We start from the raw sequence: 12,110 nt of genomic DNA, 5'->3' as shown, positions 1-12,110 counted from the left end.
GCCAATGCGGCGGCCGCCCCGGTCGGATCGCCCGCCTCCCCGCGCCACTGAGCGAGGTTGTTGCGGGTGGTCAGAGTGTTGGGGTGGTCCGGGCCTAGCACCCGAAACTGATCGGCGAGCAGCTCGGCCAATGCGGCGGCCGCCCCGGTCGGATCGCCCGCCTCCCCGCGCCACTGAGCGAGGTTGTTGCGGGTGGTCAGAGTGTTGGGGTGGTCCGGGCCCAGCACCCGCATGCGGTCGGCGAGCACCGCCTCTAGTTCGGTGGCTGCCCGCACCGGATCGCCTGCTTCCCCGAGCCAGTAGGCGAGGTTATTACGGGTGGTCAGGGTGTTGGGGTGGTCCGGGCCCAGCACCCGAAGCTGATCGTCGACCAGTTCGGCCAATGCGGCAGCGGCCCCAGCACGGTCGCCCGCCTCTCCGCGCCAGATGGCCAGTTGAGCCCGGATCGCAAATGTGGTGGGGTGTCCGGCGCCCAGGCGGGCGTCCGCGGTGTCGGCGAGCCGGTCGAAATAGGCCACCGCTTCGGCGACTTGGCCGCTTTCCCCCAGGCTGCGTCCGGCGCGCACCAGCAGGGGGTGCGCGCCGTGCTGCCAGAGTTCGTCTCCGACGACCTGGATGAGCGCGGTGGCATTCGCTCGCAGCACCGCGCCGATCGCCGGGTCGTATTCGACGTCCGGCCACAGCTCCATTAGGCCGTCGGCCGCCACTCGCGCCGGCTCTGCCAGCTCCGGTTCGGTCAGGCCATCCCGAGCCGCGCGTTGAACCAGCGGATGTACCAACACCACCGGCACGAGGGCACGCTGGTCGAGATGGACCAAGCCCAGGCGTCGCAACACGTCAAGGCCTTCACGTGGCTCCCCGGCACGGACCGCGCGTCCGGTTCGCTCCGCAAGGAATTCACCGACCGCCCCGGTCGAGAACAATTCCAGCGGAACACCGCCAGAGTCCAGCAGGCTGACAGTCTGCAGCAAGGGCCGAGCAACGCCGATGGGCGGCAGCCGGTCAGCCCGGTCCATCGACAGCGACCAGGTCGCCGCGACTGTCGCCTGATGGCCGTCGGGGAGTTCGGCCGGTTCCGGAAACAATCGGGACAACCGAATCCGCTGGTCAGCGAACCGCAGGCGGTACTCGGCGCAGGAGATGTGCCGGTCGAGCAGGTACGCTGCGGCCTGGGCCAACGCCAGTGGGAGGTAACCGAGATCGTGCGCCAGCTCGTCGACGCCGTCGAGAAGCGCCGGTTCATCGGCGAGCGCGGCGTGCAGATACGCATGTGCCTCCGCCGGAGAGAACGGCTTGACCTCGACCAGCCGACGCCGACGACCGCGCGGCGCGATGTCGGGACGGCGTGTCGTCACCAGGACGCGACCGGACCGGACGGCGGGTGGCCACAGGCCGTGCAGATCCGACGGCGACTTCAGGCCGTCGAAAACCAGCATCCAGCGGGCGGAGGTATCGGACAACCACGTCCGAAGGCGTTGGGGTGCCAGCTCCGGCTCGGCGTCGGCGATACCGGTGAGTTCGGCGACCAACGCCGAATACGCGGACACGATCGCGTCCCGTGACCCTGCGTTGATCCACGCCAGCAGGTCGATCTCACCGCTCCGCCACGCACGTTCTACCGCCGCGACGGCGACCTGAGTCTTACCGACTCCGGCCAGACCGGACAGGATGGTCGTGGGCACCCCGTCATCGACCCCGACCATGGTGATCATGTCGAGTTCGGCGCGGTCTTGGAAGGCGCCAGCCAACGGGGGCATCCGCCCGAACCGATAGGGCAGCTGCCCGGGGGGCCCATGTAGCACCACGTGGCCGGTTATGTTTCCGGCTTGAACCACGGAGCCGTAAACCGACCCGGACACCGAGTTGGACGGTGCTTCGTATTCGCGGTTCATCGACGAATTATCGGTGATGAGACAACACCTGTTACGGCGGGTCGCCGTAGTGCAACCGCGCTGAAATCGTACCGAGCCGTCACGGCGACGACGATACTGGGGCCAGACAGCCTAGGCCACGAAGAGTCCCGCGTCGAGGACATGCCGACGAGCATCGCGCAATCCTATGGGAGCAGCTCTGGTACCCAGCAGCCCAACCGCGGCTGGTGCATCGTGTGGGCGGCGACGAAACGGGGCGCGCGACAACTACCCAAGCAAGAAGTCGCCCCCGGCTTTTCGACGCGTGCCTACTCGACGCTAACCGCGGCCACGGTCAGGCAGATCAGGATCGCCGGGGCGAGCTGCCAAGCCGGCGCACCGGCTGCTGCCATGCGGCCAGAGGCGTCGCGGCGACGTGGTGTGGCTGCAAGATGTCCCCGAGTCCGTGCGGTCGTCGCCTATGCGACGGACACCCAAGCCGTCCGATGCATTCGTCAGGCTTCTCGACCAGGATCGGAGGTATCAGTCCGTGAACTCGTCGTCCGGCAGCTGCAACGAGCCGGAAGCAGGTACCTTCCCGACCGCCGTCTCAGCTCGACGTCGCCGCCGCAGGCGCGGGCCGGAACGGGCGTTTTCCCAGGCCGCGTCAGCGCCAGGCGTGCGGTCCGGGAGCAGGTCGGCGTGGTTGAAGACTCGGCTCGGGCTGATCGGCCGTCATCCCCGGGCCTTCAGGGCCTCAGAAGGGAGCGAGGCTGTCGGGGCCGAACACCGTGGAGCGCCGGCCGCACGTCTGGCACTTGCCGTGCGAGTCGACATCCGCGAGCCTGTCGAGCCCGGGGGGGGGCTCGAGGCCCGTCGTGTAGAAGAACACGCGGTCGAACGGGCCGCCGCGGCGAGGACAGCCTTCGGCGACGACCTCGTCGTCGAAATAGTGTCGGGCGTCCTCCTGCGAGATCTCGACAAATGTCCCGGGCGGGATGTAGAGGAGGTCTTCCACTGGCGTCGCGCTCACCACTTTCAGCTGGTTGTCCGGCGGCAGCCTCCGCGGATTCGGCGACACACCGACCGGCAGGTCTGTGAGCATACTTTCGCGGCCGGTTATCGGATCGACGTCGGCCAGGGCTGTGGCCAGCGCAGCGGTGAATGCCGGGGACAGGCCACCGTCCGGACGGGCCGAGAAGGTGATACCGCGTACTTCTTCGTCGAGCACTTCCAGCTGCCGTTCGAGTGCAGTCAGCCGGGGCGTCCGGTACCGGCCGTCGATCGTCATCGTGTCGGCGATGCTGATCATGGCATTCTCGATCCGCTGCATGAGGTGGTAGTAGTGCCCGTTGTCGGCGACGACCACAGTCTGCGAGAGCCGGTCCAGGCGAGACGGGAACGCCAGCTCGCGCAGGAGACCCGCTCCGGTCGGGATCGACCCGAGCGGGGTGGCGGCGTAGCTGTCCCCGCGTCTTCTTTCAAAGCGGCTCAGCGCTGCCATCACCCTCGCCTGGTGGGCGGGGCCGGCGTTGGGGCCGATCTCGCACAGATCCCGGGGGAACTCGGCGCTGAGATCCTTCGGCGCCGAGACGCGCGGGAAAGCCAGGTCTTTCGGCGACAGGTGCAGGACCACCGCGTCGGCCAGCACCATCTCTTCGTGGACGACACGGGTCCAGGCCGCACTCGAGGTCGCCTTCACGTCGACACGGTCACCGGCCGCGGCGGCGAGCGTGGCCTCATCACGGGTATCGCTCAGGATCACGATGCGGTCGTGCGGTCCCAGCGCCGCGGCGAGGTGTCGGAGGACCACGACGTCGGCCGCAGGATCCTTGAAGGTGTGCAGGAACAACACCCGGCGTCCCTGCGACGGCGACGGCGGGACGCCTGCGCCACCTTCCTCGTAGGTGCGCACCCATGGGAGCGGCCGGATGTGCACCGAGGGAAGCTCCGACTCGCCGAGCGCCTCCGCCAGTTCTGCGATCTCGGCGTACACACCGGCGTCGTGCCGGTACAGCTGCCAGACGGTTAGGAAGATCACCAGGTTCGACAGGTGGTCCTCGCGCGAAAGGCCGTTCGCTTCGCGACCGTCGGCGACGAGCTGCCGGCGAAGGCCAACGGCGGCCTCCAGGTCGGCGAGGTCAGCAGTGGCTTCGTACCGCTCCCAGCGGTACGGGGGCATTAGTCATGCCGAGGTTGGTGACCACAACTCCCTGGTCGGAAGCCACCAAAAAGGTAACGGGGGAGAGAGAAGCGTGACGACTGGCGAGCACCGCGTGTTAACTGGCGAAAGCGGTAGGCTTGCCCGACGTGCCGTACTACATGAGACCGGGCGTCTACATCGAGGAACTCCCTGTCCAGGAGCTGCTGTCCCATGGACGCCCAATCGACCGGCCGCAGACGGAGATCGCCGAACCGAAGTGGGTCGCCGAACACTCGATCGCGGCGTTCGTCGGGCTGGCTGCGGAGGGGCCGCCGGACGTGGCCACGCTGGTGCACAACTGGAAGGAGTTCACCAGCCGGTTCGGCGGGGTGGTCGACGGCACCTACCTCGGCCACGCCGTGCGCGGGTTCTTTGCCAACGGCGGGAAAAGCTGCTACGTCGTACGGGTCAACGGCCGCGAGGAGACCCGGGCGGACGTCGACGACCTGGTCGGCGACGCTCAGGATCGCACCGGGCTCGCTGGGCTCGAGGCGATCGAGGACGTCTCGGTCGTCGCTGTTCCGGACGTGTTGGCCGCATACCGGGCCGGCGCCATCGACATGGAGGACGTCAAGGCGGTGCAGCTCGCCCTGATCGCGCACTGCGAGCTGATGGGCGACCGGATCGCGATCCTGGACTGCCCGCCTGGCCTGTCTGTGCAGCAGGTCCGGGAATGGCGCACCGACGTCACTGGGTACGACACGAAGTACGGCACGCTCTACTACCCGTGGCTGCGGATCCCCACACCGGACAACCGCACGATCGCGGTGCCGCCGTCTGGTCACCTCGCCGGGGTGTACTCCCGTGTCGACCTGCACCGCAACGCCGCCAACCAACCCGTTCGCGGCGCGGTCGGGGTGGAGTCCGACCTGCTGCTCGACGAGCAGAGCCTGCTCAACCCGTATGGCATCAACGCGCTGGCCAGCGCAGCCGGTCAGGGCCCGGTCGTCTGGGGCGCGCGGACCCTGTCCAGCGACCCGGCCTGGCGGTTCCTGCGCACTCGCCGGCTGATGAACTTCATCGGCCGCAACATCCGGCACGGCACTCAGTGGGTGATCTTCGGCAACGCGCGCGAGCGGAAGGTCTGGCAGGAGATCCGGCAGAAGATCGGGGAACTGCTGATGATGCTATGGCGCTCCGGGGCGCTGGCCGGCGACGACCCGGACGAGGCGTACTACGTCAAGTGCGACGAGGAGACCAACCCACCGGAGAGTCTGGACACCGGCCTGATCACGGTGGATTGCGCGGTGGCCGTGCAGGACGGGCCCCAGCTAGACTTCCGAGTCGTCTACTTCCTGGGTTAGTCCATGGCCGGGAGCAGGCCCAGCTCCGAGAGCCCGAACACTGCTGCCGGGGTGCCGATGTCGGCCAGCACCGCGGTGGCGAGGCCACGGAGGTCCGGATCGTCGCCGTGCACCAGCTGGAGCAGGTCGGGCACGGCCGGCTCGCCGACGATCCGCAGCGCGTGGCCGGCGGCAGTGCGTACCGCGGCGTCCGGCTCCTCCAGGATCCGCAGCAGCACGGGTATCGCCAGGCTGCCCAGCCGGCCGAGGCTCTGCGCCGCCGCGGAGCGGGTGGCCGGGTCGCCGTCCCGCAGCAGCCGGGCCAGCGTGGTGCGGGCCCGGGAGTGCGCGCTGCCGCGGAGGGACTCGGCGACCGCGCGACGCACCTCGGGTTCGGGACTTCGGGCCAGCTCGACGAGGTCCCGAACCGCGAGGTCGCCCATGGCCCGCAGCGCGATCGCGGCCCGCTCGCGGACCGCGGCCGGCCCGACGCGCACCACGTCAAGCAGGGCGGGCAGCGCGGGCCGGCCACACCGGGCCAGCGCGTCAACGGCCGGCATCCACACGGAATCCCGGTCACTATCCATCACGGACACCAGACCATCGATCCCGTCGGGACCCGCGTCCGCCAGCGCGGCCGCCGCGCGGATGCGGACCACCCGCCGGTCGCTGTGCAGCATGGCTACCAGCACGGGCACGGCCGGCTCGCTGCTTCCCCAGCCCCCGGGCTCCTTCGGCACGGCCTCTCCGGGCAGCAGCGGCCGCCGACGGGCGATCGACGAGAGCGCCCTGGCCGCCGTCTCCGCGACCTCGATGTCCTTGTCCCCCAATGCCATCGCCAGGATCGGGACACCATCCTCGCCGCCGACCCCGCCGAGTGCTTCCACCGCCGCCTGGCGCACCGCTGGGTAATCGTCGGTCAACTTAGACAGAAGCGCCGGTACCGCCGACTCGCCACCGCGTATGGCCACGGCCGCGCGCCAGCGTACGTCGGGGTCCTCATCGTCGAGCGCGTGGACCAGCCCTTCCGTCGCGGCCGGGCCGATCTCGGCGAGCACTTCGCTCGCAGCCGCGCGGATCCCGGCCTCCGGGTGGCGTAGCGCATCGAGCAGCGGGTAGGGGTTCGTCCGGCCGATCACCTCCAGGGCGGCGAGCGCATCGGTGCGCACCCGCAGATCCTCGTCGTGTAGCGACAGCAGCAACGGATCGATGGCCAGGGCGCCGAAGGCGCCGAGCGCGCCCACCGCCCGCCAGCGCACGTCCAGGTCGGCGTCAGTCGTGGCCTGAGCCAGCGCGGCGGCCGCGTCCTCGCCGGACATCGCCGCGAGCGCCCCGGTGGCCAGAGAGCGGACCCGCTCGTCGCCGTCCCGCAAGCCTTTCGCGAGCGCGGGCACCACGCCGGAGCAGTCGATCTGGCGCAGCGCGCCGAGCGCGGCGAGGCGCACCTCCGGGTCGCGGGCGCCCGCCGCGGTGACGAGTCCGGGGACCGCGGCCTCGCCCAGCCGGGCCAGCGTGGCGGCCGCGGATATGCGCACCACGGCGTCGTGCGACCGGATCGCGTGCAGCAGCCCCGGAACGGTCGGCGCCCCGATGGCCGCGAGCCGGTCCATGATCGCCTGCCGGCGATAGCCTTCGACCGAGGGATCGCACAGCGTCGGTAGCAGGCGCTCGTACTCCGGCTCGACGAACGCCGCCAGCACGTCGTCCAGGGCCGGGTTGAGCCGCTCGACCGTCTCATAGACCGGTTCCAGGCGCTCGTGCTGCCAACGATAGATCTCGGCGCGCCCGTTCTCGTCCCATTCCCGCGCCGCCGCGCGGACCCGGCGCAGCAGCCGAAGGTCGTCCTGGATCAGCTCGATCCACTCGCGCAGCCGGGTCCAGCTGCCAAACAGCGCCTCGTGGGCGACGAAGACGATCGGCGCTCGCCCGGGTTCGCCGCTGCGCACCAGCAACCTGGCTTCGGTGAAGACATCCACGAACCGCCGGGTGGGCTCGTCAACCGCGACTTGGGCCAGCCCCACGCGGCGGCGGGCGAGCAGGCCGAGCTCGTCGATCTCGACTAGCTCGCGGAAGACCTGGGAGAACGTGGCCCGGGTCGCCTCGTCCAGCCGGTTCAGAAAGACGTCCTCCGCGCGGGTGCCGATGGCTCCGCGCACCCCGCCGAGGCGCTGGTAGGCCGCGTGGCTCAGAGTGCTGGTGTCCCCGCGCGTGCGGTAGAGCTCGTCCAGGGTGTAGGCGAGCAGCGGCAGCGCCCCCGGATCCCGGCCGGTGTCGTCGAGGATGCGGCCGGCGAGCCCCTCCTCGAAGTCCATGCCGGCCCGCTCGGCCGGACGCATGATCATCTCGAACAGGGTGCCGCCGGGCGCCGAGAGCGGGAACTGGCCGCGCTCCAGCAGCCCGGCCAGGGCCGGGACGGCCACGCAGCGGTGGTAGAAGTCGGATCGCATGGTCAGCACGACCCGGGCGTTCGGCGCGGCCGAGATCTCCTCCAGCAGGGCGATGAACGGCTCGACGTGTGGCTCGGCGACCGTGGCGAAGAGTTCCTCGAACTGGTCAACGAAGATCAGTGCCGCGCTGCCTTCGCGGCGGCCGACGAGCGCCCGGCCGAGGTGGCCGGCCAGCCGGTCGGGCGCGCGCTCCAGGTCGGCGGCGAGCTCCCGGGGCACCCCGGCGACCAGCGGCGCGAGCTTCACTGCCAGAGCGAGGAACGGGTTGTCCCCGAGCTCGCCGGGAGTGAACCGCAAACCGTTCCACTGGTTGGTCGCCGGGTCGTGGACCGGCAGCAGCCAGTCCGGCACGCCCGGCAGCGCACCGGCCGCCAGCCGCGGCAGCAGCCCGGCGCCGACCAGTGACGACTTGCCGGAACCACTGGCGCCCACCACGGCGAGGAAGCGGCTCTCGGCCAGCCGCGCGAGCAACTCGTCGGTCTCCCGGCCGCGGCCGAAGTAGATCGGCGCGTCGTGCGGGGTGAACGCGCGCAGGCCCGGGAACGGAGAACCCTGCCACAGCGGCGCCGGCACCGCGTCGACCGGCGCGACCGGTTGCTGGACCAGCCGTCGCGCCAGGGCCTTTACGTCGGCCCCGAACTCCCGCCGGAAGTCCTCCGACGCGCGGTAGGTCTTGTGGCCGCGCCGGATCGCGCCGGTGCGCGAGTCGCGGTGCTGCCGGAAGAACTCCTTCACCAGCTGGGCTTGACCCCACCGCTCGTCGGCGTCGTGCTCGTCGGGGTCGAGCGGGGCCATGGGCAGCCGGCGGTAGAGCAGCACTGCGGGCGATCCGCTGGCCTGTGCGCCGCGCAGCGCCTCCTCGAACTCCCACTCCGTGCCCGAGTGGTAGGGCTCGCCGCTGTCCTTGCTGTACTCCGGATGCGGCAGCGGGGTGCCCATCCGGGACCAGAGGATCACGGCGACGATATCGCACTCGGACGGTCGGGGTAGGCCCTCATCGATGGAGGCCTGTGGGGTGCGCGTGGCGAGGATCGGCGTGCCGGAGCCGCCCCGGTCCCAGGCGATGACCTCGAAGTCCGCCCGGCCGCGCAGCTCCTCGTCGTAGCGCAGCTGGTCAAGCACGTCCAGCGCGATCGCACGCTCGTCGCGGACGTCGCCCGGCGAGGACAGGAAGACCCGAACACGACGCACCCACACAGCCTAGGTGACTATATCCGTGAAGTTCGCGTAAAGGCGTGACATGCTCGGGCGCTGTTCACCAGGCTGGGCAGTCGATTCCCGCGGCACTTCGGTCCGAAGCACCTGGCGACGGCGGAACGCGCGTTCGAGCACTGGAGCATGGGAGCGGTGTTCGTGGGCCGGTTCGTCCTGCTGCTCCGGATCTTCGCCGGCCCACTGGCGGGGCGCTGAAGATGCGCTACCGCGACTTCCTCACGGCGAACGCCCTCGGCGACGTCGTGTGGGCGGTCGGCTCCGCCGCACTGATCCACTATCGGGGCGCCGTGGTCGAAATGTGGCTCAGCGGTTTGCCGGGAGGGCCCTCGTCGCCGCGGTGGTGTCCGGCATCGGGACGTCGCTGCACCTCCGGCGCCGCACGGACAAGGCCTCTGGGAGGCATCCCCGGCAGCCGTCCTGACTGCTGTGGGCGCACCAGGACCGGGACAGCGCCGCTTTCAGGTTCGTGGCCGGGCCGGGCCATGGTCCGGCGGGTCCTGGACGAGCTTGGCCATCCAGGCCTGGTTCTCCACGGAGATGACGCCCTCCGCCCGTACGGCGAGCCGGTCGAGCTCCTCGGGTGCGGCGGTGGCCACGGCGGTGCGGATGTCCTCTAACTGCTCCGCGGTACGCAGGTATTCGATCAGCTGGTAGTCGTACCGCGTGGCCGCGACGTGCACCGTGAGCGCCGCCGCGAGTGTCATTACCACCGCGATCCAGGTGGCGATCAGGATTCCGCCCGCGATGCTCGCGGCCGCACCGAGGGCTGTGGCGGCCACGGCGAGGACGATTTCGGCGACGCGGAACCGCCGCAACCGCCGGGCCAGCGCGGCCGCCTGGAGCCGGTAGTAGCCGTCGACCTGCCCCGCGACCCGCACCGCGAAGTAGCTCGCGAGGTCGTGGACGGCCGGGAGGGGCCGGTGCCGCGGCCGCAGTCCCATCTGATGCCGCAGGAGGTCGTCGGCGGCGTGCCGGATCTGGGCGGTCTTGTCGTGCACCAGCATCGCCCGCGGGTCGTCGCGGTAGGCCCCGGCGCGTGCCAGCCACAGATACACCTCGGTCTTCAGGCCCTCGGACACCGAACGCGCCCTCGTCCAGTCCCGCAGCACCTGCCCGCTCCACGCGGGCCGCAGCAACGTCAGCACCGCCGCGCCGAACGCGGCAAGGGCAGCTAGCACCCGGCCTGCCACCGGCAGCGGACCGGATAAGGCGACGGCGAGGGCGCCCAGGACCGCGACCAGGCACGTGTCGGTGAGGGCGAGCAGCCGGGCGCGGCCGATCCGTCGTTTCATCCGGTCAGCGGCCTGTGACCAGAGCGACTGCTGTCGCCAGATGTCGTCGATGAGTTCGGGGGACGGCACGGGGCGAGGTTCCCATGCGCGGCGGTCGATGACCAGCGTCGCCGGTAACCTTTTTTACCGCTTTCGCGACTATGCCGGGGAGGGTCGCGGAAGGAGGACCCGTGCCGATCCGGGTGGGGCTCGACGGGCCACCTCGCAACGCCGCCGCGAAGGGGTTCGCCCGCGGCATTCGGTTCACTGTCGGCTCGATCCTGCTGGTGCTGGGGACCGCCGCGTTCTGGCCGTTGCTCATCCTGACGTTCGCGGTGGTGTGGTGGCTGTTCGGCGCCGGTGCGGACAAGCCGTCCGGGGTGGTCCTCCCCCTCTGGCTGGCCACGGCAGCGTTCACCTGGTTCGCCTATGGCGTCGGCGGCAGGTTGCAGACCGGGAGCCGGCGCATGGTGCTGTACCTGCGCCGTTTCGGTGACACCGACTCGACGCGGACGGTCAGCGCCGCGATCGTCCGCATCGGCGGCTACTGGCGCATCGTAACGCTCGACGACGGCCACGTCAGCGCGGTCGGCGCCCGCGGCGCGCGGGCGCTGGACAACGCCGGCCGCTGGAGCCGCCTTATCCGCTCGGCCGCCACCCGGGTGGGGAATGTGGTGTGGGCGACCTTGCTGCTGGCGGTCGGCGGCGTGATCGCCCTGTCCGTCACCGGGCACCACGGTGTGCTCGACGGCCTGCTGGGGCTGGCGGACGCCCGCAATCCCGAGGGCCAGACCCGGCTGTTCTGGAACGTCGCCTACGGAATCCTGGGATTCTCCGCGGTGGTCCTGGCCGCCTGCGCCGCGGGAATCGTGGCGGCGCCCTTCTCCGGTGCTGCCTCGTCGATCGCCCGCAGCATCCGGCTCGCCGACGGCCGCAAGGCATTGCGCATCGTTGACGAGCCGTCAATCCGCACCGCGCGCCAGATCGTGCTGGCCCAAAGCAAGCGGGTGATCAGCGCCCGCCTGTTCGTGCTGACGGTTCACTCAAAAGTGTGGCGCGAAACCGTGCGGGCGTTCGGCGCCGACGCGGCCGTCCCGTTGATCGACGTCACCGAGCCGACCGAGGCCATTCTCTGGGAGATCGACCAGATGCGCGAGCGGTTCGGCAGGCGCTGTGTGTTCGTCGGACAGTACGAGCGGCTCGGCCACCTGTTCGTCATCCCCGAGCTCGGTTCGCTGACCGCGCGGCTGCAGCAGCGCCTCGACGGCTGCGACGTCCTGGCCTACCGCACGACCGGCCGGGGTCCCCGGCACTTCACGCACGCATTGAGGGCAAGCCTCGAAATCGCGGCGAGCACCCACCGGTCGTGACGACGAACCGAGGTGGTCACCGACAGGGCGCAGTCCTTTCACTCCAGGCGAGCTGACCGGACCCAACAGGGACGAGTGGAGGTCCGCCTACAGTGGATCAGCTTTGGCGTTGCGCCCCCTCGTCTTCCACGGCTTACGATTCCCTGTAGACATTTCATCCGTCCACACCGGGCAGTGGCCAGACGGCTCCGCTAAGGTCTGTATCGAAGTGAGTCAGAACCATTGGGGTGCGCGGACCCCGACACCCTCACCACGGCCAGCAACCTCGCCATCGACCTCAGTGACATAGGCGAAGATCAGCAACCCCGTGAACTACCGCAACGACCACCACGGTCTCGGCCTCGCCATCGTCAACGCCGTAGCCCGAGCCCACCACGCCGCCCTTACCACGACCGCACGCCCTTAAGGCAGCCTCGCCGTCAGCGTCCACTTCGTAACGTCAGCTGAGCGTGCCTCGCCGCAGGATGCGCC

General features: G+C 70.3%; 6 protein-coding genes. 2 read left to right on the top strand and 4 right to left on the bottom strand.

The genetic code is table 11. From position 1 onward, the window contains the following. Both ACWDN5_RS33325 and ACWDN5_RS33320 read right to left on the bottom strand, forming a co-directional pair. Positions 1-1,892: tetratricopeptide repeat protein (locus tag ACWDN5_RS33325; protein WP_449679080.1), on the bottom strand; the 1,892-nt coding region annotated here is incomplete at its 3' end. A 715-nt stretch (positions 1,893-2,607) separates the two neighbouring features. Further along, positions 2,608-4,032 carry a hypothetical protein gene (locus tag ACWDN5_RS33320; RefSeq protein ID WP_449679079.1) on the bottom strand — a complete coding sequence of 475 codons (1,425 nt, stop codon included), beginning with the start codon at positions 4,030-4,032 and terminating at the stop codon, positions 2,608-2,610. A gap of 128 nt (positions 4,033-4,160) precedes the next feature. Between ACWDN5_RS33320 and ACWDN5_RS33315 the strand changes: the two genes are divergently transcribed. Beyond that, positions 4,161-5,357, top strand: coding sequence for a phage tail sheath family protein (locus ACWDN5_RS33315; RefSeq protein WP_449679078.1), 1,197 nt, complete (start codon positions 4,161-4,163; stop codon positions 5,355-5,357). Here ACWDN5_RS33315 and ACWDN5_RS33310 read toward each other — a convergent pair. Next, positions 5,354-8,974 (bottom strand): nSTAND1 domain-containing NTPase, encoded by a 3,621-nt coding sequence (locus tag ACWDN5_RS33310; RefSeq protein ID WP_449679077.1) that lies wholly within the window; start codon positions 8,972-8,974, stop codon positions 5,354-5,356. The genes ACWDN5_RS33315 and ACWDN5_RS33310 overlap by 4 nt on opposite strands. Positions 8,975-9,456: 482 nt before the next feature. Then, positions 9,457-10,359 carry a DUF4231 domain-containing protein gene (locus ACWDN5_RS33305; protein ID WP_449679076.1) on the bottom strand — a complete coding sequence of 301 codons (903 nt, stop codon included), beginning with the start codon at positions 10,357-10,359 and terminating at the stop codon, positions 9,457-9,459. Between the two features lie 101 nt (positions 10,360-10,460). Between ACWDN5_RS33305 and ACWDN5_RS33300 the strand changes: the two genes are divergently transcribed. Beyond that, positions 10,461-11,639 (top strand): hypothetical protein, encoded by a 1,179-nt coding sequence (locus tag ACWDN5_RS33300; RefSeq protein ID WP_449679075.1) that lies wholly within the window; start codon positions 10,461-10,463, stop codon positions 11,637-11,639. Positions 11,640-12,110 lie beyond the last annotated feature (471 nt).

Source organism: Amycolatopsis sp. NPDC003731 (genome assembly GCF_053586895.1).
This window is presented reverse-complemented; position numbering and strand designations above follow the sequence as displayed.

Excerpts from the sequence above, each read along its gene's own strand:
- ACWDN5_RS33320 (WP_449679079.1), bottom strand. The coding sequence starts at position 4,032 with ATGCCCCCGTACCGCTGGGAGCGGTACGAAGCCACTGCTGACCTCGCC.